At 69.1% G+C, this 26,169-nt stretch carries 22 protein-coding genes and 1 tRNA gene; 18 read left to right on the top strand and 5 right to left on the bottom strand.

The genetic code is table 11. From position 1 onward, the window contains the following. The first annotated feature begins 3 nt into the window (after positions 1–3). On the top strand, positions 4–510 hold the full coding sequence (locus tag M2271_RS42585; protein WP_348539193.1) for a hypothetical protein: 507 nt from the start codon (positions 4–6) through the stop codon (positions 508–510). Between the two features lie 76 nt (positions 511–586). On the opposite strand, the gene M2271_RS26305 is transcribed toward M2271_RS42585, so the two are convergent. The 5 genes from M2271_RS26305 to M2271_RS26325 form a co-directional block, all read right to left on the bottom strand. Next, positions 587–1,105 (bottom strand): hypothetical protein, encoded by a 519-nt coding sequence (locus M2271_RS26305; RefSeq protein ID WP_280889806.1) that lies wholly within the window; start codon positions 1,103–1,105, stop codon positions 587–589. Positions 1,106–2,196: 1,091 nt separating this feature from the next. Beyond that, positions 2,197–2,610, bottom strand: coding sequence for a PIN domain-containing protein (locus M2271_RS26310; RefSeq protein WP_280889807.1), 414 nt, complete (start codon positions 2,608–2,610; stop codon positions 2,197–2,199). Further along, a complete protein-coding gene (locus tag M2271_RS26315; protein WP_280889808.1) occupies positions 2,607–2,870 on the bottom strand; it encodes a CopG family transcriptional regulator in 264 nt (87 codons plus the stop codon). Before M2271_RS26315 ends, M2271_RS26310 begins: the two co-directional genes overlap by 4 nt. A gap of 1,051 nt (positions 2,871–3,921) precedes the next feature. Then, the gene (locus tag M2271_RS26320) at positions 3,922–5,343 is read right to left on the bottom strand and encodes an ATP-binding protein (protein ID WP_280889809.1); all 1,422 of its coding nucleotides are present in this window, start codon (positions 5,341–5,343) and stop codon (positions 3,922–3,924) included. A 569-nt stretch (positions 5,344–5,912) separates the two neighbouring features. Next, a tRNA-Arg gene (locus M2271_RS26325) sits at positions 5,913–5,984 on the bottom strand. 119 nt (positions 5,985–6,103) lie between these two features. Here M2271_RS26325 and M2271_RS26330 point away from each other — a divergent pair. The 17 genes from M2271_RS26330 to atpB all read left to right on the top strand — a co-directional run bounded on the left by M2271_RS26330 (position 6,104) and on the right by atpB (position 26,134). Then, complete coding sequence (locus M2271_RS26330) at positions 6,104–6,628, top strand: response regulator (RefSeq protein ID WP_280889810.1); 525 nt, start codon at positions 6,104–6,106, stop codon at positions 6,626–6,628. A gap of 215 nt (positions 6,629–6,843) precedes the next feature. Continuing rightward, on the top strand, positions 6,844–8,082 hold the full coding sequence (gene nrtL, locus M2271_RS26335) for an ArgS-related anticodon-binding protein NrtL (RefSeq protein ID WP_280889811.1): 1,239 nt from the start codon (positions 6,844–6,846) through the stop codon (positions 8,080–8,082). A 58-nt stretch (positions 8,083–8,140) separates the two neighbouring features. Next, positions 8,141–9,532, top strand: a complete 1,392-nt coding sequence (gene lysA / locus M2271_RS26340) for a diaminopimelate decarboxylase (protein WP_280889812.1) — start codon at positions 8,141–8,143, stop codon at positions 9,530–9,532. A 214-nt stretch (positions 9,533–9,746) separates the two neighbouring features. Continuing rightward, a complete protein-coding gene (locus tag M2271_RS26345; RefSeq protein ID WP_280889890.1) occupies positions 9,747–11,036 on the top strand; it encodes a homoserine dehydrogenase in 1,290 nt (429 codons plus the stop codon). A 6-nt stretch (positions 11,037–11,042) separates the two neighbouring features. Then, entirely contained in the window at positions 11,043–12,101 is a 1,059-nt protein-coding gene (gene thrC / locus M2271_RS26350; protein WP_280889813.1) for a threonine synthase, read from the top strand. A 412-nt stretch (positions 12,102–12,513) separates the two neighbouring features. Further along, a complete protein-coding gene (gene thrB, locus M2271_RS26355; RefSeq protein WP_280889814.1) occupies positions 12,514–13,443 on the top strand; it encodes a homoserine kinase in 930 nt (309 codons plus the stop codon). Positions 13,444–13,866: 423 nt separating this feature from the next. Next, positions 13,867–15,999 carry a transcription termination factor Rho gene (gene rho / locus M2271_RS26360; protein WP_280889815.1) on the top strand — a complete coding sequence of 711 codons (2,133 nt, stop codon included), beginning with the start codon at positions 13,867–13,869 and terminating at the stop codon, positions 15,997–15,999. Positions 16,000–16,465: 466 nt separating this feature from the next. Continuing rightward, a complete protein-coding gene (locus M2271_RS26365) occupies positions 16,466–17,599 on the top strand; it encodes an LCP family protein (RefSeq protein WP_280889816.1) in 1,134 nt (377 codons plus the stop codon). A 151-nt stretch (positions 17,600–17,750) separates the two neighbouring features. Beyond that, on the top strand, positions 17,751–17,972 hold the full coding sequence (gene rpmE / locus M2271_RS26370) for a 50S ribosomal protein L31 (protein WP_280889817.1): 222 nt from the start codon (positions 17,751–17,753) through the stop codon (positions 17,970–17,972). A 106-nt stretch (positions 17,973–18,078) separates the two neighbouring features. Then, on the top strand, positions 18,079–19,155 hold the full coding sequence (gene prfA, locus M2271_RS26375; protein WP_280889818.1) for a peptide chain release factor 1: 1,077 nt from the start codon (positions 18,079–18,081) through the stop codon (positions 19,153–19,155). Positions 19,156–19,236: 81 nt separating this feature from the next. Then, positions 19,237–20,076 (top strand): peptide chain release factor N(5)-glutamine methyltransferase, encoded by an 840-nt coding sequence (prmC, locus tag M2271_RS26380; RefSeq protein ID WP_280889891.1) that lies wholly within the window; start codon positions 19,237–19,239, stop codon positions 20,074–20,076. Between the two features lie 109 nt (positions 20,077–20,185). Beyond that, positions 20,186–20,833, top strand: a complete 648-nt coding sequence (locus M2271_RS26385) for an L-threonylcarbamoyladenylate synthase (protein WP_280889819.1) — start codon at positions 20,186–20,188, stop codon at positions 20,831–20,833. Beyond that, positions 20,830–21,501 (top strand): protein-tyrosine-phosphatase, encoded by a 672-nt coding sequence (locus M2271_RS26390; RefSeq protein ID WP_280889820.1) that lies wholly within the window; start codon positions 20,830–20,832, stop codon positions 21,499–21,501. The genes M2271_RS26385 and M2271_RS26390 overlap by 4 nt, the downstream gene beginning before the upstream one ends. Before the next feature lie 80 nt (positions 21,502–21,581). Next, positions 21,582–22,814 (top strand): serine hydroxymethyltransferase, encoded by a 1,233-nt coding sequence (glyA, locus tag M2271_RS26395; RefSeq protein WP_280889821.1) that lies wholly within the window; start codon positions 21,582–21,584, stop codon positions 22,812–22,814. A 161-nt stretch (positions 22,815–22,975) separates the two neighbouring features. Then, positions 22,976–24,337 (top strand): MraY family glycosyltransferase, encoded by a 1,362-nt coding sequence (locus M2271_RS26400; RefSeq protein WP_280889822.1) that lies wholly within the window; start codon positions 22,976–22,978, stop codon positions 24,335–24,337. Between the two features lie 312 nt (positions 24,338–24,649). After that, complete coding sequence (locus tag M2271_RS26405; RefSeq protein WP_280889823.1) at positions 24,650–25,087, top strand: hypothetical protein; 438 nt, start codon at positions 24,650–24,652, stop codon at positions 25,085–25,087. A 210-nt stretch (positions 25,088–25,297) separates the two neighbouring features. Then, entirely contained in the window at positions 25,298–26,134 is an 837-nt protein-coding gene (gene atpB / locus M2271_RS26410) for a F0F1 ATP synthase subunit A (protein ID WP_280889824.1), read from the top strand. Positions 26,135–26,169: the final 35 nt, after the last annotated feature.

The following is a 26,169-nucleotide window of genomic DNA, read 5'->3' on the forward strand; positions in this document are numbered from 1 at the left end:
ACCGTGCCGTCGCCGGGGACCGAAGACGAGCGGCAGTCGGCGGCAGACCGGTTCGAAGCGCAACTGCGTGACAACCAGACCAAGGAAACCGCCGAAGGTGTTCTGGGCGCGCTCCGCTTCTGGGAGCAGCAGGGCGGCCACCTCGCCTACGGCCGGGCGAGCGAGACCAGTTGCTTCCCCATGGTGCGGTTCGGCGGCACACCCGACACTCGCGCGCTGTGGCCGCTGGCGATCTACCCGGTCTCCGGGACGGTCGAAGTCGTCTTCCAGTATCTGAAGCGGCGCCCTCCGTTCGACGACGAGCCGCTGCGGCGCGAGTTGATGACGCGGCTGAACGGCATCGAGGGCATCGACCTGGCCGAGGCCAAGCTCGACCTGCGCCCGTCCTTCCCCGTGGAGATCTTCGCCGGGCACAGCGAGGAGATCTGCGCGGTGCTGGAGTGGTTCGCGCACACGGCTGCCCTCGCGGAGGCCCGTCGCATGCTGGACGAGGACCCCGGCACCCTCTGACGCTCCGCATCCGTCGCGTGCGTGGGGCTCAGGGGACTCCCCCGGGGCCTCACGCAGGTCAGAGTCGCTCCCGGCGCTACGGGCGCGGGCCGGCGACCGGCGCCAGGAACGGACTCGGCTCGCCGTGCCAGGACACCCGCAGTGCCTCCCGCGCCCGCGTGCACGCCACGAACAGCAGGCTCAACTCGCTGTTCAGGTACCGGGGAACCGAGTCTTCGACGATGCGTGTCCCGCCGGACGGCCCATCGGACTCGGGGCGATGGAGCAACTCCCAGAAATGCTCCCGTGTGAGGTACATGCCGGGGATGAGGGCGGCTGAGTTCATCATGAAGGGAACGGTTCGGCACAGCTTGACCATGCTCGGCGTGGTGACCAGGCGCGGGTCTCCCAGCGTCCTGGAGCCCTGGTGATTCGTCCGAGCCCACTCGTCTGCGGCCCTGCACTCTTCGTCCACGGCCTCCATCCGCTTCAGCTCCCGCTCACCGGTGCCGTCGTGCCAGTAGACCCAGCTGCGTCCGCTCTGGCGCATGCGCTTGTACTGGACCGTCGCCACGCTGCGCGTGTGCTCGTTCACGTAGATCATGTCGACGCCCATGACGGTCTCTGCGTGTGTCCGGTTGGCGTTGTACACGAACAACCGATGAGAGGATTCGGAGTTGCGGCGGTAGATCCGCCAGCCGACCTGTACGGCGTCCTCGGAAGACGCTGCCCACTCCGATGATCCTGCGCCGCTCGTATCTGGCGTGACGGTCTGTGAAGAAGGCGAGGCACCATACGCGCGGCTTTCTCCAGTCTTTGTGCGGGTACGCGAAGGTCCGCTCACCACGGAGGAGCCACGCCGGAGGTTTCTCGGGGAGCCGCTCCATCATCAGCGCGGTGCTGTGCACCAGAGCGACGGCGACCATCTGACCTCCTGCATCTTGTGGGACTGGAGGCTCACATTGTTGGGCGGGTTCCGGCCTCCAGAGCGGAGTAGCTGTCAATCAGCCATATGAATGGCAATGATTCGACGGTGACGGCGTCGGTGGAGCCAGGCGTCAGGAAGCGGCCGGCCACCGCGCGAGAACCCCTCGGCGCTGCAACTCCCGTATGTGGTCCGCCATCCGCCCCCGCAGAGAAGCGGCAGCGGTGCCCCCAGACGGTTCGCCTGCTTGTCGACCACGACGCCATCAGCGACGGCACGCCTCTCGTCTACGCCCCCAGCACCGTGGAGGAACTGGCCATCGGGGCCTGGCTCGACGAGGACCCCCGGCGTCGCAGGGCGAGTTGGGTGAACGACCGGAAGGCCCCCATCCTCTGGGAGGCCGACGGCAAGCGGTACTCCCCGACCGGACTGGTCTCCCAGATGTGGAACGCGGCCGACTGGAAGGAGCAGTGGAGCGCGGTCCAGGGCCCGAAGCAGTGGAGGGTTCCGGGGGACGGGACGCTGGTGGAGATCGCCGAGCGAACTCGGCCGCTTTGGGCCGGTTGCTGCCCATCACGATCAAGTTCTCGGGACTGGTCGGAGAAATCATGCGAGAAATCCCTCCTGGCCGAGACCCATTACCTCAGTTCAAGTACTACATCTGAGACTGCTCCGGGTACTGCTGCCTGGCTGCTGCCTGGCTGCTGCCGTCCGATGGCTCGAGGTCGGCCCGGCTGCAGGTAGGTGTGGGCCTCGTGACTGATCGGGCGGGCGGCGTCCCGTCAGATCTTGATGACGGTGACTCGCCCGCGGCAGAGCGTGGCGAGGTCCTCGGGGGCAGAGGTGAGGACGGTGACGGGGCCGGGGGCGGCCAGTGCCGTGGCGCTGAGCATGGCGTCGATGGCGTACTTGTGGCCGTGCAGGCCGGCGTCGGCGAGGAGGGCGGCGGCGCGACGGGCGATGGGCTCGGTGACCGGTTCGATGACGAGGCGGGACAGGGTCCATTCCAGCGCTGGGCGATTGATCCGTGGGTGGATCACTTCCACGAGGGTGGCTGCGGAAGTGATCATCCGTAGGTCGTCGGCGCGGGCGAGGGCGAGCCAGCCGGTGACCGTACGGTCGCGCAGGACAGCCTTGGCCAGCCCTTCGCTGTCGAGGACCAGGGTGCCGCCGGGGGCCGCGGGGGAGGGGGTCACGCGGCGTTCGCCCGGCCTTGGGTCTGCTGCTCTCGGGCTTGGTGGAGTTGGTCGCGCAGAGCTTGAATCTCTTCGTCGGTGATGGGGCCGTGTTCGGCCTCTGCCACCGTGATGAGTTCGTTGAGGTTGTCCCGCTCGATCTGGCGGGCGACGGCTGCGGCGACGTAAGCGGACAGTCCGGAGGGGCCACTGCGGGCCTTCGCTGCTTCGGCGATATCGCGCGGCATGGTGATCGAGTACTTGCCGGTAGGCTCGCTCATGCCACCTATCCTACCTTGCATCCCCCCTGGCTGAATGGGGTCGGCAGAGAGAGTCGCCGCGGTGCTGGTCCGACGCGAGTTCGCATCTGGGTTCGGGCGTACGGCGGGACTCCATGGGGCGTTGTTGCTGCTGGGCTTGATATGGGCATTCCGGGACGTTCACGCGGCAGAGAGGTGGTGGACGTCATGAGGGACTCGACATCTCAGGCGCGCGGCGTCCCCGTGAGGAGACGAGGAGGCGTGGAGGAAGGGCCGTGGCCGGCCGGCGCACGGCGGGTGCGACGGATCTCAGGGCCCTGGCCGATGACCTGGGCGCTGTGCTCCTCCATGCCGCCGCAATGTGAAACTCGGTGTGCCGACGGACTCCGCGAGGTGTTTCGCGGCGAGCCGTAGCTCCTGACGGTACCCCGCCCGTCAATCACCGAGTGCCGGTGTCACCCATTGGAGTGATCGATGCTCTGGTGGCCCGCCGGGCTTCTGCCCACGCAAGCGGACATGCCCCACCCTCACACGCTTCTTCGAGCTGCCCGGGGATGTCTTGTGTTGTGCTTCCACGACGAGTGCCACCCGCTTTCCCGGCCGCTCCCGCTGCACCTCGCGAAGCTGGCCCAGGAGTACGTCCGGCCGTTCGCCCCGGCCCGGCTCCGGCGGCCCGAGCCGCGCTCCGGGTAGCCGCCCGCGACTCGGTACCGGCCGCTGCACAGCTCGCCGGACCGTGGAGCGGCACCCGGTCGCCTCCGGGCGTCGGCGAAAGGCTCGAGTTCCGGCGTCATTCGCCTTGGTGGACGCGCTGCAGGTCGATGAGCTGGATGTCGCGGTCGCGAGCTGCGGCTTGTCGCAGATCGTCGGTGAGGCTTGCGCCGCTGAAGCACATGAGGCGTGCCTGATCGGCCGTGGCGCTGCCTCGAAACGGCGGTCCCAGTTGTGTGGGTGGGAAGGCATCGGAGCACTGTGGGACGGTGCCCGGGAGCTCGGGATTACCACCCTGACCACCTGTCAGGACTGGCTACCGCGGCGTCTCTGGCCCTACCTCGGGCGGCTTGGCCGCGGGTCAGGTCCAGGCGGCGAGGAGGTCTTCGGGGGTGAGACTGGGGATGCCTGAGGCAGTGCAGCCGTTGCGGGCGATGGCGAGGAGGGGGGTGGTGTCGTCGGCGCCGGGATGTTGAGAGCGGTGGGTGATGAGGCGGGCGAGGTCGCGGGTGTCGAAGGGTTTGCTTTCGAGCCATTTGATGGATCCGATGAGGGTGATCTTTTTGGCGATGGGGGAGCGGTCGGCGGCGATAATGTCGATCTCGGGGTCGTTGGTGCGGGTCCAGTAGCCGCCGATGGCGTTGCTGTCCACGGGGAGCCGGTCGTCGGCGAGACGCCAGAGGGCTTCGCGGATGACCGGCTCGATGGCGCGTCCGCGCCATGCCGTCCAGCTGGTGCGGATGGATTCCAGGACGCGGTCGCCGCGGCCTCGTTCGACGGCAGGGATGCCGGGGCCGATGAAGGAGAGCCAGAAGCGCAGGTAGGGGTCATCGATGCGGTAGCGGGTCTCGCGGCTGGGGCGGGTGGACAGGGGGAGTTCGGCGGCGACCATGCGGCGTGTGGTGAGCAGTTCCAGGGAGCGGGCTACGGAGCCGGGGTTGAGGCCGCCGGCTGCCCGGCCGATCAGGGTGAAGGTGCGCTCGCCATGGCCGATGGCGCCCAGTACGGTGCGGGCCTGAGTCTCGGTGGGGAACTCGGCGGCCAGGGTGCGCTCGCCGCTGACGAGCAGGGCCGAGGTCGGTCGGCGCAGAGCTGATGCGAGATATTCCCACAGGTCGGCACCGTGCGGCCACTCGTCGAGGATGAGCGGGAGTCCGCCGGAGACGAGGTAGGCGTCGAAGGCGTCGGCTGCGGGCAGACTGAGCATCGCGGCGACGTCGGCGGGGCTGAGCGGGGGAACGACCATGTCGGTACCGCGCTGGTAGAAGGGCCGTCCGTAGGTGTTGAGTTTCTCCATCATGGCGATGTCGGAACCCACCAGGATCAGGAGCACGGGCAGCTTGCACAGGGTCCGGTCGAAGACCTTCTGCAGGGCGCCCTCGAAGCTGGGGTCCTCGCGTACGAGGTAGGGCATCTCGTCCAGCACGACCACGCTGGGTCTGTCCATAGGGAGCGCTCCGGCGAGCAGGCTCAGGGCCCCGTCCCAGGTCTGCGGCGCCGTGAAGTCGGCGAAGCGGGCCGCATCGGGAAGGGTGGAGGCCGCCACCTCGGCGGCGAAGCCCGCCAGATCCTCCTCCTTCGAGCCGCCGACAGCGGTGAAGAAGACGTGAGGCAGCCCGGCGCGCTCCAGGAACTCCTCCACCAGCCGGGACTTGCCCACACGCCGGCGCCCCCGCAGTAGCACAGCCCGACCGGGCCGCCCGCTGCGTCCGCCGGTCCGCACGGGGGCGAGTAGATCGTCCAGAAGGCCGAGTTCGGCCCGGCGGCCGATGAATCCGTTCACGGCGACCGACCTCCGTCAGAAACAAACAGAAAACTTTCATCGATGATACTTTCACCGATGCATGTATTGCAAGGGTCGCGGCCGACAGTGGCTGCCCGTCCGAGTCGACCCTGGCGGCTGCGGGGGCAGGGCGCATCTGCATAGCCCCGGACCGGCCCGTCGTGGTTGCGGCGGCCGCCCGTCAACTGAACTTCCGCGATGAGTGCCACCCGCTCTCCCGGCCCCTCCCACTGCACCTCGCGAAGTTGGCCGAGAAGTACTTCATGCCTCTTTGCCGTGGTCCCGGCCTCGGCTCCGGAGACCGGGCAGGACTCTGAGTAGCCGCCTGCGCCGTGATGCGAGTCGTGGCTCGAGGAACCCCGATTTCGGCGTCTCCGTCCCGCACATGTCCCGCACGGGGTGATGTCACGAGATCGGACAATTGGGGCCTGGGTTGAGCAGTGCGGCAAAACTCCAGGTCGGAGTACGTGAATCAGCGAGCGCGCACAGACTTGTTGGCCGTTGCTGTTTTGGCATGCACAAGAAAGGCCCTGACCGGCGTTTCCGCTGGTCAGGGCCTAAGTTTCCGGTGCCCCCGGCAGGATTCGAACCTGCGCACACGGCTCCGGAGGCCGTTGCTCTATCCCCTGAGCTACGGGGGCGTGTCGGCTGCGGAGTTGTTAGCTCGTGGCGACGGGTAGAACACTACCAGCTCCGTTGAGGTGATCAGGAACGGGTTTCCCGGCGTCAGCGGGGTCGGGGTAGCCCACACGGAGTGGAAGTGGGGAAAGCCCGGACGCGGTGGCCGGTCCCGACCTACTCTCGAGTTGTGTCAGGCGCTTCCGGCCGGGTTCTTGTTGTGGACGACAACAAGGTCATCCGGCAGCTGATCAGGGTCAATCTCGAACTGGAGGGTTTCGAGGTGGTGACCGCGGCCGATGGTGCCGAGTGTCTGGATGTCGTTCATCAGGTGCGACCCGATGCCATCACCCTCGATGTCGTGATGCCTCGGCTGGACGGCCTCCGGACCGCCGCGCGGCTGCGTTCCGATCCGCGGACCCGTCGTCTTCCCCTCGCCATCGTCAGCGCCTGTACGCAGTACGAGATCGACAACGGCCTCGATGTCGGCGTCGACGCCTTCCTCGCCAAGCCGTTCGATCCTGCCGAACTTGTCCGTCTTGTATGGCAGTTGGTCGAGCGAAGTAAGCGCGAGGGTGCTGTGGGGGGAGACGACGAGGGCGCCGCGTTCGATGACATCCTCGGCGGCGCCGGAGAGGCCGAGCGGGCCGGACAAGCCGGCGGCTGAGCGATGAGCCGGTGGCTGAGTGGACCGGATGCGCCGGCAACCAACCGGCAACCAAACGGACCGGACGAATCGGCGGCCGAGGCGGTCGGACAGTCGACGGCTGGTTGAGGCGGGCGACGGCTGAGCGGTGGGGGGCTGCCCCGCCCGTCCATATGCCGGACCGCCACCCAAACCGACTCGCCTACCCACCCCCCTCCTCCCCTACGCTTGTCCCCGTGACCCCCGTCGAGCTCTCCCGTACCGTGCTGCGCGCGGTGCGTCGTGCTGTCGACGAGGGGGAGCTCCGTGTGGCCGTGCCGGAGCGGGTCGTGGTCACGCCGCCCGGGCCCGGTGGATGCGGGGACTACGCCACCAACATCGCCCTTCAGCTCGCGCGGCCGGCCGAGCGGACGCCCCGGTTCGTTGCCGAGGTTCTCCGAGGTCATCTGCTCGGTGCCGATGGTGCCGACGGTGTCGATGATGTCGTCATCTCCGGACCCGGGTTCCTGAACATCAGCCTCCGCAGAGCCGCTTCCGCCGCTCTCGTCGAGGAGATCCTGGCCAAGGGGCGGACATACGGGCACGCGGATGCGCCCAGCGGGCGGGTCCGGCAGCTGCACGCCGCCCACGAAGTCCGCGCCGTCGTCGTCGCGGACGTCGTCGCCCGCCTCCTCCGTTCGCAGGGCGACCGCGTGCGCACCAGCTCCGAGGTCCGCCCCGAGCCAGAATGGGAGAGCGTTCTCGGCGTGCGCGTGGATGCCTACGGCAGCTCTGTGGACGCCTACGGCAGTCCTGTGGGCGCGTACGGCAGTCCCGCGGGCGCGTGCCGCAGCTCTGCGGAACCCGTCCCGATCGAGGTCGACGTACGGCCCGTTCCCGCGCCCTCCGATCCCCTTCCGCTCGGACGTGACGCCGGCCGTTGGGCCCTCCTCCAGCCGGCCACCCACGACCGGCCCCGGATCGGCGCCGAGCACCTCGTGCAGCGTGAGAGCAACCCCCTCTTCCGCGTCCGCTACGCCCACGCCCGCACCCGGGCGCTCAGCCGCAACGCCGCCGACCTCGGGTTCCACGCCGAACCCGGCGACGTACGCGCACTCCGGATCGCCGCACCCGGCGAGGCACAAGCACAAGCGCCCCGGACCGCCGCCCCATGCGACACCCCCGCCCCCCCGATCGCCGAAACGCCCCCCACGCGCGCCACCCTCGACACCCCCCTCGCCCCCCTCCTCACCCCCCTTGCCGACCACCCCCGCATCCTCACCCTGGCCGCCACCCACCGGGCCCCCGACCGTCTCGCCCGGCATCTCGTCACCGTCGCCGATGCCGTTCTCCCCTTCCTCGCCACCGTTCTTCCGCGCGGCGAGGAGAAACCCTCGGCCGCCCACCGTGCCCGGCTCGCTCTTGCCGAAGCCGCCGGGGCGGTGCTGGCCGGTGGCCTGTCCCTGCTCGGTATCGACGCGCCCGAATATCTCTGAGCCCAGAAGAGCCCAGAAGAGCCCAGAAGATACAAGAAGAGACAAGAAGAGATCAGTCATGAGTCGTTCCGCACACCCCGCCGGGCCCCGTCACGCCGATGTGTACCCCGAGGGGCACTACTCCGCCCCGGCCGCCGACCTCAACACCCTCGACCCCAAGGTGTGGGCGCAGACCGTCGGCCGTAACGCCGACGGTGTCGTCACCGTCGGCGGCGTCGATGTGAAGACGCTCGCCGAGGAGCACGGCACCCCCGCCTACGTCATCGACGAGGCCGACTTCCGGGGGCGGGCCCGTGCCTGGCGCGGCGCCTTCGGGGCCGACGCAGACGTCTTCTACGCGGGCAAGGCCTTCCTCTCGCGCGCGATCGTGCGCTGGTTGCACGAGGAGGGGCTCAACCTGGATGTGTGCTCCGGTGGTGAGCTCGCCACCGCGCTGTCCGTCGGTATGCCCGCCGACCGCATCGCCTTCCACGGCAACAACAAGTCGACGCAGGAGATCCACCGGGCCATCGACGCGGGCGTCGGGCGGATCGTCCTCGACTCCTTCCAGGAGATCGTCCGGGTCGCCCACATCGCCCAGTCCCTCGGTAAGCGGCAGCGCGTGCAGATCCGTATCACCGTCGGCGTCGAGGCCCACACGCACGAGTACATCGCCACCGCCCACGAGGACCAGAAGTTCGGCATTCCGCTGGCCGACGGGCAGGCCGCCGAGGCCGTACGGCGGGCCCTGCAGCTCGACGGGCTCGAACTGATCGGGATCCACTCCCACATCGGGTCGCAGATCTTCGACATGTCCGGCTTCGAGGTCGCCGCCCATCGCGTGGTCGGGCTGCTGAAGGAGATCCGCGACGAGCACGGGGTCGAGCTGCCCGAGATCGATCTGGGCGGCGGGCTCGGCATCGCCTACACCAGCGACGACGACCCCCGCGAGCCCCATGAGATCGCCAAGGCGCTGACCGAGATCGTCAGCCGCGAGTGCGACGCCGCCCGGCTCCGCACCCCCCGCATCTCCGTCGAGCCGGGGCGGGCCATCGTCGGACCGACCGCCTTCACGCTCTACGAGGTCGGCACCATCAAGCCCCTCGACGGGCTGCGGACGTACGTCTCCGTCGACGGTGGCATGTCCGACAACATCCGTACGGCGTTGTACGACGCCGAGTACAGCGTCGCGCTCGTCTCCCGCAGCTCCGACGCCGAGCCGATGCTCGCCCGGGTCGTCGGCAAGCACTGCGAGAGCGGGGACATCGTGGTGAAGGACGCTTTCCTGCCGGCCGACCTGGCACCGGGTGACCTCATCGCCGTACCGGCCACGGGCGCGTACTGCCGGTCCATGGCCAGCAACTACAACCATGTGCTCCGCCCGCCGGTCGTGGCGGTCGACGACGGCGTCTCCCGGGTCATCGTCCGCCGCGAGACGGAGGAGGACCTCCTGCGTCTCGACATCGGGTGAACCACCCCGGAGAGGACCGGAGAGGACCAGGGAGGACCCGGGAGGACCGATAGGAAGGGAGACTCCACCGGAGAGGAAGGGGTGGAGGATCTCCTGTCGTCAGGGTCCGTGCAAATGAAATAGATGTCTCACGATCCGGACATGGGATAGAAAGTCCCGTCCGGTGAGTGAGACTGAACCAACCGTAGACGGTATGAGGAAACGAGGTCGGATGATGCGTACGCGTCCGCTGAAGGTGGCGCTGCTGGGCTGCGGAGTGGTCGGCACAGAGGTGGCGCGCATCATGACGACGCACGCCGACGACCTCGCCGCCCGCATCGGCGCCCCGGTGGAGCTCGCGGGCGTGGCCGTACGGCGGCCCGGCAAGGTCCGTGACGGCATCGACCCGAGGCTGGTCACCACCGACGCCACCGCCCTCGTCAAACGCGGCGACATCGACGTGGTCGTCGAGGTCATCGGAGGCATCGAGCCCGCTCGTACGCTCATCACCACCGCCTTCGAGCACGGTGCCTCCGTCGTCTCCGCCAACAAGGCCCTGCTCGCCCAGGACGGTGCCGCGCTCCACGCGGCGGCGGAACAGAGCAACAACGACCTCTACTACGAGGCCGCCGTCGCCGGTGCCATCCCGCTGATCCGCCCGCTGCGTGAGTCCCTCGCCGGTGACAAGGTCAATCGGGTGCTGGGGATCGTCAACGGCACCACCAACTTCATCCTCGACAAGATGGACAGCACGGGGGCGGGCTACCAGGAGGCCCTCGACGAGGCCACCGCCCTCGGGTACGCGGAAGCCGACCCGACCGCCGACGTCGAGGGCTTCGACGCCGCCGCCAAGGCCGCCATCCTCGCCGGGATCGCCTTCCACACGCGCGTGCGCCTCGACGACGTCCACCGCGAGGGCATGACCGAGGTGACGGCGGCCGACTTCGCCTCCGCCCGGGAGATGGGCTGCACCATCAAGCTGCTCGCGATCTGTGAGCGGGCCGCCGACGGCGCCTCCGTCACCGCGCGCGTGCACCCCGCGATGATTCCGCTGACCCACCCGCTCGCCTCGGTGCGCGGCGCGTACAACGCGGTGTTCGTCGAGTCCGACGCCTCCGGCCAGCTGATGTTCTACGGCCCCGGCGCCGGCGGCGCCCCCACCGCCTCCGCCGTCCTCGGCGACCTGGTGGCCGTCTGCCGCAACCGGCTCAACGGCGCCACGGGCCCCGGCGAGTCCGCGTACGCCGCGCTGCCCGTGTCGGGAATGGGCGAGGTCGTCACGCGCTATCACATCAGCCTCGACGTGGCCGACAAACCAGGTGTTCTCGCCCAGGTGGCCACCGTTTTTGCCGAGCACGGGGTCTCGATCGATACGGTTCGACAGCAGGGGAAGGACGGCGAGGCCTCCCTCGTCGTCGTCACGCACCGAGCGTCCGACGCCGCTTTGGGCGGCACCGTCGAGGCGTTGCGCAAGCTCGACACCGTGCGTGGTGTCGCCAGCATCATGCGGGTTGAAGGAGAGTAACCAGCAATGACCCACCAGTGGCGCGGAATCATCGAGGAGTACCGGGACCGGCTGCCGGTGTCCGACACCACGTCGATCGTGACGCTCCGTGAGGGCGGCACGCCTCTCGTGCCCGCGCAGGTGCTCTCCGAGCGCACCGGTTGCGAGGTCCACCTCAAGGTGGAGGGCGCCAACCCCACCGGGTCCTTCAAGGACCGCGGCATGACCATGGCCATCACGCGGGCCAAGGAGGAGGGCGCGAAGGCGGTCATCTGCGCCTCCACTGGCAACACGTCGGCCTCCGCCGCCGCGTACGCCGTGCGCGCGGGAATGGTTTCGGCCGTTCTCGTCCCGCAGGGCAAGATCGCGCTCGGCAAGATGGGCCAGGCCCTCGTGCATGGCGCGAAGATACTTCAGGTCGCCGGCAACTTCGACGACTGCCTCACTCTCGCCCGCGCCCTGAGCGACAACTACCCCGTGTCGCTGGTCAATTCGGTCAACCCGGTGCGAATCGAGGGCCAGAAGACCGCCGCGTTCGAGATCGTCGACATGCTCGGTGACGCCCCCGACATCCACGTCCTCCCGGTCGGCAACGCGGGCAACATCACCGCGTACTGGAAGGGGTACCAGGAGTACGCCGTCGACGGATTGGCCGGAAAGACTCCCCGGATGTGGGGCTTCCAGGCCTCCGGCAGTGCCCCGATCGTGCGCGGTGAGGTGGTCAAGGACCCGTCGACCATCGCCACCGCGATCCGTATCGGCAACCCGGCCTCGTGGCAGTTCGCGCTCGCCGCCCGGGACGAGTCGGGCGGCCTCATCGACGAGGTGACGGACCGTGAAATCCTGCGCGCCTACCGGCTGTTGGCCGCTCAGGAGGGCGTGTTCGTCGAGCCCGCGTCCGCCGCGTCCGTCGCCGGTCTGCTGAAGATGGCCGAGCAGGGCAAGGTCGACCCCGGGCAGACGATCGTGTGCACGGTCACCGGTAACGGTCTCAAGGACCCCGACTGGGCCGTCGCGGGCGCCCCGCAGCCGGTCACCGTCCCGGTCGACGCGGCGACGGCGGCCGAGCGGCTGGGCCTCGTCTGAGCCGTGCGATGACCTCAGGGAACGGGTGAACTCCTCAGGGAACGGGTGAACCCCGGAGGGAACGGACGAGCCCAGAGGGCGGGGACGGATGAGCCCCAGGACGAGCCCAGAGGGCGGGGACGGGTGAGTTCCAGAAGAGGGGTGCACAAGGGGCTTACGACACGCATCGTGCGCCTCCTGTGCGCCCTATGTCGCCACAGAACCTTCCTTCGATAAGCTGTACCGAACCCGCCCGCCGCATATGCCCTCGCATACGGCCGGGTGCTGCGCCGTTTCCGCGGCCCGGCAGCGGCCCCACGGTTCCCCAGAGGTCCCCAAGGTCCTCAGGTATGTATCGAATGCCGTATGTATCCAATGCCGTATGTATCGAATGTCTTCGACAGTCACGCAGCTCAAGGAGAGTCATCGATCGATGGCCGGTCCAGCTTTCCGCGCCGCCGCCGTCCGGGTGCGCGTCCCCGCCACCAGTGCCAACCTCGGCCCGGGCTTCGACGCCTTCGGCCTGTCGCTGGGGCTCTACGACGACGTGGTCGTCCGGGTGGCCGACACCGGGCTGCATATCGACATCGCGGGGGAGGGAAGCGAGACGCTCCCGCGTGACGAGAACCACCTTCTCGTACGGTCCCTGCGCACCGCCTTCGATCTGCTGGGCGGACAGCCGCGCGGCCTGGAGATCGTCTGCGCCAACCGCATTCCGCACGGCAGGGGACTGGGCTCCTCCTCGGCCGCCATCTGCGCCGGCATCGTCGCCGCGCGCGCCGTGACCATAGGCGGAGACTCCCGGCTCGACGACGCGGCGGTGCTGGAGCTCGCCACCGAGATCGAGGGTCACCCCGACAACGTGGCGGCCTGCCTGCTCGGCGGTTTCACGCTCTCCTGGATGGAGGCCGGAGCCGCCCGGGCGATCAGGATGGAGCCCGCCGATTCCATCGTTCCGGTGGTTTTCGTGCCCGGTAAGCCGGTCCTGACGGAGACCGCGCGCGGACTGCTCCCACGCACCGTGCCGCATGTCGACGCCGCCACCAACGCGGGCCGCGCGGCCCTGCTCGTCGAAGCCCTGACCAGGCGCCCCGAGCTGCTGCTGCCCGCCACCGAGGACCGGCTCCACCAGGAGTACCGCGCACCGGCCATGCCGGAGAGCGCCGCGCTCGTGGAGCGGCTGCGCGCCGACGGGGTCCCGGCAGTGATCTCCGGCGCGGGACCGACGGTGCTGGCCCTCGCCGACGAGGACAGCGCCGACAAGGTCGCCCATCTGGCGGGCGGGGGCTGGGCCGCGAACCGGCTGGAGCTCGACGCCAAGGGAGCGGTCGTACTGCCGCTCGCGCCCACCAGTGACATCTGACAGTGGCAGGGAAATCCGGCGGCGCTCGCCGGATTTCGAGAGGGGGAATGTTTGTTGGATCCGGTAGTGTTAACCTCAAGTCTGCACCCGACCCCACCATGGCGAGGTGCTTCACGTCCCCGTCCGGGACAGACATTCTTCCGGGAGCCTCCCAAGTCGCACTGTGTTCCGTACGACGTACGCGGGCAGTACGCCGTACGCGGGCGCTGAGCGACCTGCCGGGCACGCTCCGGAACCGGTGCGACCAAGCCACGTGACACAGACACTCAGTGCCACTGCTTTGGGAAGCGCCGTCACCACATTTTCCGCCGCCGTAGGCGGACCATCGCCCCGGCACGGTCCACACAGCAAGGACCGAAGCCGGACAGCACAACCGGTCGCCGAGCCAGACAGGCCGACGTCCGCTCCAGGGAAGGACCCTTCGTGAGCGACACCACCGATCTGATGGGCGCACGTGTCGAGGAGACCGCTGCCGCGCCCGCCACGGACGCCTCCGCGCCTGCCACCGGTGCCGGCTCCCGGCGGCGCCGCGGTACCGGCCTCGACGGCATGGTGCTGGCCGAACTGCAGCAGGTCGCATCCGGCCTCGGCATCAGGGGCACCGCGCGGATGCGCAAGAGCCAGCTGATCGAGGTCATCAAGGAGGCGCAGGGGGGAGGGGGCGCCCCGGCCGCGAAGGCCGCGAACGCCGCCGCCGACGCCACCGAGACCAAGCCGAAGCGCCGGGCCACCTCCAAGGCCCGTACCGGCGACGACGCCGCTCCCGCCGCTGAGAAGAAGGCGGTAGCTGTCAAGACCGAGGCGGCCGCCGACAAGGCAGCCGCGCAGCAGCAGATCGAGATCCCCGGCCAGCCGGACGGGGCCCCCTCCCGCGCGAACGCAGCCGAGCGTGGGGGAGAAGCCGAGCGTGGGGGAGACGACGCTCCCACGGAGCGCCGCCGTCGCCGTGCCACGGCCGAGGCCGGCACCCCCGAGACGGTCACCGCCGAGGCCCAGAACGAGCCGAAGGCCGAGACGTCCGCGCAGCAGCAGCCGCAGGGCGACGCCAAGGGTGGCGACGCCGGTGACGGCGAGAACCGCCGTCGCGACCGCCGCGAGCGCGGCCGCGACCGTGACCGCCGTGGCGGCAAGGGCGACGAGCAGCAGGCCGGCCAGCAGGGCGGCCAGGGTGGCGGTCAGCAGGGCGGCCAGGGTGGCGGTCAGCAGCGTCAGGACCGCCCGGACCGTTCGGACCGTCAGCAGCAGAGTGGCGGACGCCAGGACCGTCAGGACCGCCAGGACCGTCAGCGCGACAACGGCCCGCAGGACGACGACGACTTCGACGGTGGACGCCGTGGCCGTCGCGGCCGTTACCGGGACCGCCGTGGCCGTCGTGGCCGCGACGAGATGACCCCCGAGCCGCAGGTCAACGACGACGACGTCCTGATCCCGGTCGCGGGCATCCTCGACATCCTCGACAACTACGCCTTCATCCGTACGTCGGGCTACCTGCCCGGCCCCAACGACGTGTACGTCTCCCTCGCCCAGGTCCGCAAGAACGGCCTGCGCAAGGGCGACCACATCACCGGTGCCGTGCGTCAGCCCAAGGACGGCGAGCGGCGGGAGAAGTTCAACGCGCTGGTGCGGCTCGACTCCGTCAACGGCATGGCGCCCGAACACGGCCGTGGGCGCCCGGAGTTCAACAAGCTGACGCCGCTCTACCCGCAGGAGCGCCTCCGTCTGGAGACGGACCCGGGCATCCTCACCACCCGCATCATCGACCTCGTCGCGCCGATCGGTAAGGGCCAGCGCGGTCTGATCGTGGCCCCGCCGAAGACCGGCAAGACCATGATCATGCAGGCGATCGCCAACGCGATCACGCACAACAACCCCGAGTGCCACCTGATGGTCGTCCTGGTCGACGAGCGTCCGGAAGAGGTCACCGACATGCAGCGGTCGGTGAAGGGTGAGGTCATCTCCTCGACCTTCGACCGCCCGGCCGAGGACCACACCACCGTCGCCGAGCTCGCCATCGAGCGCGCCAAGCGTCTGGTGGAGCTGGGTCACGACGTCGTCGTGCTGCTCGACTCGATCACGCGTCTGGGCCGTGCGTACAACCTCGCGGCGCCCGCCTCCGGCCGCATCCTGTCCGGTGGTGTCGACTCGACGGCCCTGTACCCGCCGAAGCGCTTCTTCGGTGCGGCCCGCAACATCGAGGACGGCGGCTCGCTGACCATCCTCGCCACCGCGCTGGTGGACACCGGGTCCCGCATGGACGAGGTCATCTTCGAGGAGTTCAAGGGCACGGGCAACGCCGAGCTCAAGCTCGACCGCAAGCTCGCCGACAAGCGCGTCTTCCCGGCGGTGGACGTCGACGCGTCCGGTACCCGTAAGGAAGAGCTCCTGCTCGGCAGCGACGAGCTCGCCATCGTCTGGAAGCTGCGCCGGGTGCTGCACGCCCTCGACCAGCAGCAGGCGGTCGAGCTGCTTCTCGACAAGATGAAGCAGACGAAGTCGAACGCCGAGTTCCTGATGCAGATCCAGAAGACGACGCCGACGCCGGGTAACGGTGACTAGTCGCCGCTGAGCGCTGACACAAGGGCCGTCCCTGCCAGGGGCGGCCTTTGCGCTGGCCTTTCAGCTTGCGCCGGCACTTCACCCTGCCGGCCCTTTCTGCCTGTGCCGACCCAGCCTGTGCCGGCCCTGCAGCCTGCGCCGATCCAGCCTGTGCCGGCCCTTCTGCCTGTGCCGGCCCTTCAGCTCGTCATCCCAGAGACCTTTGCCACAGGAACCCTCGCCGGAGGCGATTTCGCGCCGTACGGCATTCATGGTGGTAACCGCAGGTGGACGGGGCTTGTCCCGAAGAGGGCGTTACGCGCTGTTGCTGTCGATGTACAGGGCGGTCGCAGCGCGTTGTGCAACCCTTTGCCGAGTTTCGCCGTCTGACCAGGCGGAGCGACGATGGTGCGGTACCTGTGTCCCGGGTGACCGCGCCTGACCCTGAAAGCAGGGGGTAACCGACCAGACGAGATGCGAGGAGCACATGTCCGCCGAGAGCACGCCGGAACCCGGCATACCGGGTGAGGACGGCACCAACGGGCGCCACCGCGCCAAGGGCGGCCGTCGCAAGCCCCACGGAAGACGCAAGGGTGTCCTGATCGCGGCCTGGACCGCGGCGGGGATCGTCGTGCTGGGCGGCACCGGAGCCGGGTACCTGTACTTCAAGCTCAACGGCAACATCAAGAGCGTGGACATCGACTCCGCCCTCGGCACCGACCGGCCCACCAAGCTCGACAACGGTTCGGAGAACATCCTCGTCCTCGGCTCGGACACCCGCGCCGGCAGCAACAAGAAGCTCGGCGGCGGCACCGACGACGGCAGCGCCCGCTCCGACACCGCGATGGTCGTGCACGTATACGAGGGCCACCGGAAGGCCTCCGTGGTCTCCATCCCGCGCGACACCATCGTCGAACGCCCCCAGTGCACCGACATCAAGGGCGCCCGGCACGACGCCGCGTCCGGTGTGATGTTCAACTCCGCGTACACCACCGGCGGGGCGGCCTGCGCGGTGAAGACCGTCGAGTCCCTCAGCGGCGTCCGCATGGACCACTACCTGGAGGTCGACTTCAACGGCTTCCAGAAGCTCATCGACGAGCTCGGCGGGGTCCAGGTCACCACCACCAAGGCCATCAAGGACCCCGACAGCCACCTCGACCTGAAGGCCGGCACCCACCAGCTCGACGGCGAGCAGGCCCTCGGCCTGGTCCGCACCCGGCACGGCGTCGGCGACGGCTCCGACCTCGGCCGCATCCAGCTCCAGCAGGCCTTCATCAAGGCGCTGATCAACCAGGTCAAGCACGTCGGCCTGTTCGGCAACCCCAAGGGCCTGTACGACCTCGCCGACACCGCGACCAAGACCGTGACCACCGACTCCGACCTCGGCTCGGTCAACAAGCTCATGTCCTTCGCCGGCGGCCTCAAGGGCATCGGCTCCTCGGACATGAAGATGGTCACGATGCCGGTCCAGTACGACCCGACCAACCGCAACCGCGTGATCGTCCTGAAGGCCAAGGCCCAGCAGGTGTGGACTGCCCTGAAGAACGACCGGGCGATCCCGAAGTCGGCCACCGAGGACAACGCCACCGGAAACGCCGACGGCGTCGTGACCTCGTCCTGAGCCCGCGGGAACAGACCCCACGGGAATAGACCGCAGCGGCCCCCGGTTTTGGGGGATGGCACCAGTCCTGGCAGACTGGTACGTCGGCTCCGGTTCACGCCTCCGCACCCCGCGGCTGCGACCCGGCGCCCTCCCGAAACTAGGAGACACCTTGAAGCGCGACATCCACCCCGAGTACGTCGAGACCCAGGTCAGCTGCACCTGTGGCGCGTCGTTCACCACCCGTAGCACGATCTCCAGCGGCGCCATCCGTGCCGACGTCTGCTCCGAGTGCCACCCGTTCTACACGGGCAAGCAGAAGATCCTCGACACCGGTGGCCGTGTGGCCCGCTTCGAGGCCCGCTTCGGCAAGGCCGCCGGCTCCCAGAAGTAGCGAGCCCCCATTCGCCGGTCCACGGTCGCGCCCCCTTCCGGGGCGCACCGGGACCGGCGTTTTTGGTCGCCCGCCGTTCCCTTCACCGCAGTATCAGGAGCACAAGATGTTCGAGGCCGTCGAGGAACTCGTCGCCGAGCAAGCCGACCTGGAGACGAAGCTCGCCGACCCGTCGGTCCACTCCGACCAGGCCAACGCGCGCAAGCTGAACAAGCGGTACGCCGAGCTCACCCCGATCGTCGCGACGTACCGCTCCTGGAAGCAGACCGGCGACGACATCGAGACCGGGCGTGAATACGCCGCCGTCGACCCCGACTTCGCCGCCGAGGTCAAGGAGCTGGAGAAGCAGCGCGAGGAGCTGACGGAGAAGCTGCGCCTTCTCCTCGTCCCGCGCGACCCCAGCGACGACAAGGACGTCATCCTCGAGATCAAGGCGGGCGCGGGCGGCGACGAGTCGGCTCTGTTCGCCGGTGACCTGCTGCGCATGTACCTGCGGTACGCGGAGCGGGTCGGCTGGAAGACCGAGATCATCGACGCCACCGAGTCCGAGCTGGGCGGCTACAAGGACGTCCAGGTCGCCGTGAAGACCAAGGGCGGCCAGGGCGCCACCGAGCCGGGGCAGGGCGTCTGGGCCCGTATGAAGTACGAGGGCGGGGTGCACCGCGTGCAGCGGGTGCCCGCGACCGAGTCCCAGGGCCGTATCCACACCTCCGCCGCCGGCGTGCTCGTCACGCCCGAGGCCGAGGAGGTCGACGTCGAGATCAACGCGAACGACCTCCGCATCGACGTCTACCGCTCCTCCGGGCCCGGCGGACAGTCCGTCAACACCACCGACTCCGCGGTGCGCATCACCCACGTTCCCACCGGAGTCGTCGCCTCCTGCCAGAACGAGAAGAGCCAGCTGCAGAACAAGGAGCAGGCGATGCGTATCCTGCGCTCCAGGCTGCTTGCCGCGGCGCAGGAGGAGGCGGAGAGGGAGGCCGCCGACGCCCGCCGCAGCCAGGTCCGCACCGTCGACCGCTCCGAGAAGATCCGCACCTACAACTTCCCGGAGAACCGCATCTCGGACCACCGCGTCGGCTTCAAGTCGTACAACCTGGACCAGGTCCTGGACGGCGACCTCGACGCGGTGATCCAGGCCTGCGTCGACGCGGACTCGGCCGCCAAGCTCGCAGCCGCGTAAGAGGCGTACCCACACACGAGTACGACACGGAGGACATGCGTGCAGCAATCATTTGGGGGGCGACCCTCAAGCCCCCGCAGCCTGCTGCTCGCTGAGGTAGCTCAGGCCACCCAGCGGCTGGCCGTCGCCGGCGTGCCCTCGCCGCGCAACGACGCGGAGGAGCTCGCCGCGTATGTGCACGGCGTGAAGCGGGGCGAGCTGCACTCCGTGAAGGACCCGGACTTCGACGCCCGCTACTGGGAGGTCATCGCCCGGCGTGAACAGCGCGAGCCGCTGCAGCACATCACCGGGCGGGCCTTCTTCCGGTACCTGGAACTCCAGGTCGGGCCCGGGGTGTTCGTCCCGCGTCCGGAGACCGAGTCGGTCGTCGGGTGGGCCATAGACGCGGTCCGCGCGATGGACGTCGTCGAGCCGCTGATCGTCGATCTGTGCACCGGCTCCGGCGCCATCGCGCTCGCTCTCGCCCAGGAGGTCCCGCGCTCCCGGGTGCACGCCGTGGAGCTGTCCGAGGACGCCCTGCGGTGGACCCGCAAGAACATGGACGGGTCCAGGGTCGACCTGCGCCAGGGCAACGCCCTGGACGCCTTCCCGGACCTCGACGGCGAGGTCGACCTGGTGATCTCCAACCCGCCGTACATCCCGCTCACCGAATGGGAGTACGTCGCTCCCGAGGCGCGGGACTACGACCCCGAACTCTCCCTGTTCTCGGGCGAGGACGGCCTCGACCTCATCCGCGGCATCGAACGCACCGCACACCGGCTCCTGCGCCCGGGCGGTGTGGTCGTCATCGAGCACGCCGACACCCAGGGCGGCCAGGTGCCGTGGATCTTCACCGAGGAACGGGGCTGGGCCGACGCGGCCGACCACCCCGACCTCAACAACCGCCCGCGCTTCGCCACAGCCCGCAGGGCGATGCCGTGAGCACCCCGCGGACTCTCGACCCGCAGACTCTCGACCCGCGGACTCTCGACCCGCACAGACTCGACCCGCAGCAGTTCGTGTACTTCGTGTACGAGGAGGCCCGCTAGACATGGCACGGCGATACGACACCAACGACGCGACCGACCGCACGACCGGTCTGCGCGAGGCCGCGTCCGCCGTCCGCCGGGGCGAGCTCGTGGTACTACCGACCGATACCGTCTACGGCATCGGCGCGGACGCGTTCTCGTCGGAAGCGGTGCACGATCTGCTGGAGGCCAAGGGCCGGGGCCGCAACATGCCCACCCCCGTCCTCATCGGCTCCCCGAACACGCTGCACGGCCTCGTCACGGACTTCTCCGAGCTGGCCTGGGAACTGGTCGACGCCTTCTGGCCGGGCGCGCTCACGCTGGTCGCCAGGCACCAGCCGTCCCTCCAGTGGGACCTGGGCGACACCCGTGGCACCGTCGCCGTCCGCATGCCGCTGCACCCGGTCGCCATCGAGCTGCTGACCGAGGTCGGCCCCATGGCGGTCTCCTCCGCCAACCTGACGGGTCACCCCGCGCCGGAGGACTGTGACGCGGCGCAGGAGATGCTCGGCGACTCGGTCTCCGTGTACCTGGACGGCGGCCCGACCCCGGGCAACGTGCCGTCCTCGATCGTCGACGTCACCCGCGAGGTGCCCCTGCTGCTGCGCGCGGGCGCGCTCACCGCGGACGAACTCAGGAAGGTCGTACCCGACCTCGAGGTGGCGAATTGACGGCCCCTGACGCGGGGCGTGGCATATGGAACGGGGAAGAGACGCGGACCTTCACAGGCCTTCCGCGGGACAGCTTCCGCATCCTCCACGTCAGCACCGGCAACGTGTGCCGCTCGCCGATCACCGAGCGGCTGACCCGTCATGCCCTGGCGGACCGGCTCGGCGACCCGCTGTGGGGCGGGCTGATCGTGGAGAGCGCGGGCACCTGGGGCCATGAGGGCGCGCCCATGGAGGCCAACGCGGAGACCGTGCTGGCCGACTTCGGCGCGGACGCCTCCGGCTTCGTCGGCCGGGAACTGCTCGACGAGCACGTCATCATGGCCGACCTGGTGCTGACGGCCACCCGCGACCACCGCGCCCAGGTCATCTCCATGGGCCACTCGGCGGGCCTGCGCACCTTCACGCTGAAGGAGTTCACCCGCCTGGTGAAGGCGATAGACACGGCGACCCTCCCGCCCCTGGAGGACGGCATGGTCGCCCGGGCCCGGGCCCTGGTCCGCGCGGCGGCCGCGCTACGCGGGTGGCTCCTGGCCCCCACGGCCGAGGCGGACGAGGTCTACGACCCGTACGGCGCCCCGCTGCCGTTCTTCCGCTCGATCGGCGACGAGATAAACCAGGCGCTGGATCCGGTGGTCACGGCGCTCACGGGTGTCCCCGCAAGGACGTAACCCCCGCGCGCCCCCTGCACCCCGGGCCTACATTGGACATACGTCAGGACGCACGTCACCGTCGACGCCCGGAGTCCATCATGTTGGTCACCCCTGCCCTTGAGACCGCCGACGACGTCCTGCGGCGGCAGGATCCCGAGCTGGCCGACATCCTGCTCGGGGAAGCCGACCGGCAGGCGACGACGCTGCAGTTCGTCGCCGCCGAGAACTTCACCTCGCCGGCCGTGCTCGCCGCTCTCGGCTCGCGCCTCGCCAACAAGTACGCGGAGGGCTATCCGGGCGCCCGGTACCACGGCGGCTGCGAGTTCGTGGACGTCGCCGAGCGCATCGCCGTGGAGCGGGCGAAAGCGCTGTTCGGGGCCGAACACGCCAATGTGCAGGCGCACTCGGGGTCGTCGGCCGTCCTCGCCGCGTACGCCGCGCTGCTGCGGCCCGGCGACACCGTCCTCGCCCTGGGTCTGCCCTACGGCGGCCATCTCACCCACGGCTCACCCGCCAACTTCTCCGGCCGTTGGTTCGACTTCCTCGGCTACGGCGTGGACGCGGAGACCGGGCTCATCGACCACGACCAGGTGCGCACGCTCGCCCGTACGCACCGGCCCAAGGCGATCGTCTGCGGGTCCATCGCCTATCCCCGGCACATCGACTACGCCTTCTTCCGTGAGGTCGCCGACGAGGTGGGCGCCTATCTCATCGCCGACGCCGCCCACCCCATCGGACTCGTCGCCGGGGGAGCGGCGCCCAACCCGGTGCCGTACGCCGACGTGGTGTGCGCCACCACCCACAAGGTGCTGCGGGGCCCGCGCGGCGGCATGATCCTGTGCGGCTCCGAACTGGCGGAGCGGGTGGACCGGGCCGTCTTCCCCTTCACCCAGGGAGGGGCCCAGATGCACACCATCGCCGCCAAGGCCGTCGCGTTCGGCGAGGCGGCGACACCGGCCTTCACGGCGTACGCCCACCAGGTCGTCGCCAACGCACGGGTGCTCGCGGCCGGGCTGGCCGCCGAAGGGCTCGTCGTCACCACGGGAGGGACCGACACGCATCTGGTCACGGCAGACCCGGCACCGCTCGGCGTCGACGGGCGCAGGGCGCGGGGGCTGCTCGCGGCCGCCGGGATGGTGCTGGACTGCTGTGCGCTGCCGCACGCCCATGTCCGCGGTCTGCGCCTGGGCACGGCCGCGGTGACCACACAGGGCATGGGAGAGCTGGAGATGGCACGGATCGCGAGGCTGTTCGGGGCGGCACTACGCCAACAGTCCGGGGTTCTTGAAGAGGTTCGGGAGCTCGCGCGCACATTTCCGCCGTACTCCTGAAGGCGCTCTGCAGACACCTTCAGACACCTTCACAGACACCTTCACAACGGCGCGCGTCAGGCCCGCGGGGTTCTGTGAGCCTTGAACTACGGGGAGGGCCGGAGCGCGCTACCGTCTAAGCTACTGGCTCTGATCGACTCCGGAACGCCAGGGAGCAGCCCGTGCGTGAATACCTGCTGACGCTCTGCGTCACGGCCGCGGTGACGTATCTGCTGACAGGGCCGGTGCGGAAGTTCGCGATCGTGGCGGGAGCGGTGCCGGAGGTGCGGGCCCGTGACGTGCACCGGGAGCCCACCCCGCGGCTCGGCGGGATCGCCATGTTCTTCGGCCTGTGCGCGGGCCTCCTGGTCGCCGACCACCTCACCAACCTCAGCGAGGTCTTCGACAACTCCAACGAACCGCGGGCCCTGCTGAGCGGGGCCGCCCTGATCTGGCTGCTGGGCGTCCTCGACGACAAGTTCGGGGTGGACGCGCTCATCAAGCTCGGCGGGCAGATGATCGCGGCCGGCGTGATGGTGATGCAGGGTCTGACCATTCTGTGGCTGCCGGTGCCGGGCGTGGGCTCCGTGTCGATCACACCGTGGCAGGGCAACCTCCTCACGGTCGCGCTCATCGTGATCACCATCAACGCGGTCAACTTCGTCGACGGGCTCGACGGTCTGGCCGCCGGCATGGTGTGCATCGCGTCGGGCGCGTTCTTCCTGTACTCCTACCGTCTCTGGTACGGCTACGGCATCGAGGCCGCCGCTCCCGCCACGCTGTTCTCGGCCCTGCTCATCGGCATGTGCCTGGGGTTCCTCCCGCACAACATGCACCCCGCCCGCATCTTCATGGGGGACACCGGCTCCATGCTCATCGGGCTGGTGCTGGCCGCGGGCGCGGTGTCGATCACCGGCCAGGTGGACCCCGACCGCATCGCCTTCAGCGCGGGTTCCCTGCGCAGCGCGGTCCACACGATGGTGCCGGTCTACATGCCGATCATCCTGCCGCTGACCATCATCGCGATCCCGCTGGCCGACCTGATCCTGGCGATCGTGCGCCGCGCCTGGAAGGGACAGTCGCCGTTCGCCGCCGACCGCGGGCATCTGCACCACCGGCTGCTGGAGATCGGCCACTCGCACAGCCGCGCGGTGCTGATCATGTACTTCTGGTCGGCGCTGATCTCGTTCGGCACGGTGCTGTACTCGGTGCACTCGGCGTCCATGTGGATCGTCTTCGCGGTGGTCGCGATGAGCGCCATCGGTCTCCTCCTGCTGCTCCTGCCGCGTTTCCAGCCGCGCATCCCGCGTTGGGCCGAGGGCTTCGTGCCGCCGCGCTACCGCCGTCGCCGGGCCATCGAGGAGCCGGTGGAGGAGCCGGTGGTGGAGTCGGTGGACCAGCCGGTCGGGGAACCGGTCGAGGAGCCCGCGGCCGGCGGTCCGCGCACGCCGGTCGCCGCCGGAGTGGCAGGGGCCAACGGGGCGACCGCCCTCGGTGCCCGTGCACGGCTCCTGGACGAGCGCAAGGCCGGGACCTCGCGCTGACCGTCGCGCTGTCCGTCGCAAGGTAAGAATCTGACGAGAGCATTGCCAAGTCGTGGGGAAGCAAAGCTCCCCAATACCAGACAAGTCACCCCGGTTCCCGCGCAGACGCGCACTCTCACCCTCATGTGTGACAGCGAGCACACCCACTTGGTAAAGACCGCATCAAATAGTTTGTGATACGGTTCACGAGAACTCGGGGTGGAGCCGAAGGGCCGCGGTGCGACGGTCTCTTGGCGTGAGGCTCACACTCAACCCGGGTCTACGCTCGTCCATGACGACACCCCTGCCCCCTGCGAAAGCGGAGTTGCCGCCATGCCGTCCAACGACGTCCGAATCCTGCTCCAAGCCGCTGTACCCACAGCTGCCGTCGGCGCCATCGCCGCCGTTGTCAGTGGTGTGGTCGCCGGTGGCAAGGGTGCGATCGGAGCGGTCATTGCGACGCTGGTCGTGATCCTCTTCATGGGGCTCGGTCTTTACATCCTGCAGCGCACCGCCAAATCGCTTCCACACCTGTTCCAGTCGATGGGCCTCATGCTGTATGCGGCGCAGATCCTGCTGCTGTTCATCTTCCTGGCCGTCTTCAAGAACACCACGCTCTTCCACCCCAGGGCCTTCGCGGTCACGCTGGTCGCCGGCACGCTCGCGTGGATCGCCGCGCAGACCCGTGCGCACATGAAGGCCAAGATCCTCTACGTCGAACCCGAGTCCTCGAAGGCCAACAACCCTGAGAAGACAGGGCACTCGTCGTGATGGGTAGGGCCGGGATAAGGACGCAAGAGATCTCCTGCTATCGTCCGGTGCCAACTGCGGCATCGCGGGCGCGGGCATCTGAGCTGACGCCTGCTCTAGCGCGAGGCTTGATGCCCCACAGCCGCCCCCACATCCGAAACACCAGTCCCGTGCCGAACCGCGGCTGCACGCCGCGCCGACACAACGAGGTTGCCGTACCTATGCGCCACGATGAAGGAGCCCGCGGTGAGTGCTGACCCGACGCAGGTGCTCGCCTTCGAGACCGACTGCCACCTGTTCGACGGTTGTGGCTTCCCGGCTCCTGGCCTGCACTCGTTCCTGTTCGAGCCGCTCCTCGGCGACGCGGACGGCAACTCGTACTTCAACAAGACGATGCTGCTGGCCCTCCTCGGCTCGGTCATCATCGTCGGCTTCTTCTGGGCCGCCTTCGCCCGACCGAAGGTCGTCCCCGGCAAGCTCCAGATGATCGCCGAGGCCGGTTACGACTTCGTCCGACGCGGCGTCGTCTACGAGACCATCGGCAAGAAGGAGGGTGAGAAGTACGTACCGCTCGTCGTCTCGCTCTTCTTCTTCGTCTGGATGATGAACCTCTGGTCGATCGTCCCGATCGCCCAGTTCCCGGTCACCGCGATCATTTCCTACCCCGCGGTCCTCGCCGGCATCGTCTACATCGTGTGGGTCTCGCTGACCTTCAAGCGTCAGGGCTTCGTCGGTGCCTGGAAGAACTTCACCGGCTACGACAAGTCCCTCGGCGCGGTCCTCCCGCTGTCGATGACGATCGAGCTGTTCTCGAACCTGATCGTGCGGCCCTTCACACATGCCGTCCGACTCTTCGCGAACATGTTCGCCGGTCACACCCTCCTGCTGCTCTTCACGATCGCCACCTGGTACATGCTTAACGGCATCGGTATCGCCTACTCCGGCGTCTCGTTCGTGATGGTCCTCGTGATGACGGCCTTCGAGCTCTTCATCCAGGCGGTCCAGGCCTACGTCTTCGTCCTGCTGACCTGCAGCTTCATCCAGGGCGCGCTCGCCGAGAACCACTGAGCACGCCCGACCCCCAACCAGACATCCGGTGGCCA

It is taken from the genome of Streptomyces sp. LBL (assembly GCF_029893585.1).
GTDB lineage: Bacteria > Actinomycetota > Actinomycetes > Streptomycetales > Streptomycetaceae > Streptomyces.

Bases quoted from the DNA above. Each gene is read 5' to 3' on its own strand.
- M2271_RS26305 (WP_280889806.1), bottom strand. From the start codon at position 1,105: ATGGGCGTCGACATGATCTACGTGAACGAGCACACGCGCAGCGTGGCG.
- M2271_RS26315 (WP_280889808.1), bottom strand. From the start codon at position 2,870: ATGAGCGAGCCTACCGGCAAGTACTCGATCACCATGCCGCGCGATATC.
- lysA (WP_280889812.1), top strand. From the start codon at position 8,141: ATGAGTCGTTCCGCACACCCCGCCGGGCCCCGTCACGCCGATGTGTAC.
- M2271_RS26345 (WP_280889890.1), top strand. From the start codon at position 9,747: ATGCGTACGCGTCCGCTGAAGGTGGCGCTGCTGGGCTGCGGAGTGGTC.
- thrC (WP_280889813.1), top strand. From the start codon at position 11,043: ATGACCCACCAGTGGCGCGGAATCATCGAGGAGTACCGGGACCGGCTG.
- thrB (WP_280889814.1), top strand. From the start codon at position 12,514: ATGGCCGGTCCAGCTTTCCGCGCCGCCGCCGTCCGGGTGCGCGTCCCC.
- M2271_RS26365 (WP_280889816.1), top strand. From the start codon at position 16,466: ATGTCCGCCGAGAGCACGCCGGAACCCGGCATACCGGGTGAGGACGGC.
- prfA (WP_280889818.1), top strand. From the start codon at position 18,079: ATGTTCGAGGCCGTCGAGGAACTCGTCGCCGAGCAAGCCGACCTGGAG.
- M2271_RS26385 (WP_280889819.1), top strand. From the start codon at position 20,186: ATGGCACGGCGATACGACACCAACGACGCGACCGACCGCACGACCGGT.
- glyA (WP_280889821.1), top strand. From the start codon at position 21,582: ATGTTGGTCACCCCTGCCCTTGAGACCGCCGACGACGTCCTGCGGCGG.
- M2271_RS26405 (WP_280889823.1), top strand. From the start codon at position 24,650: ATGCCGTCCAACGACGTCCGAATCCTGCTCCAAGCCGCTGTACCCACA.
- atpB (WP_280889824.1), top strand. From the start codon at position 25,298: ATGAAGGAGCCCGCGGTGAGTGCTGACCCGACGCAGGTGCTCGCCTTC.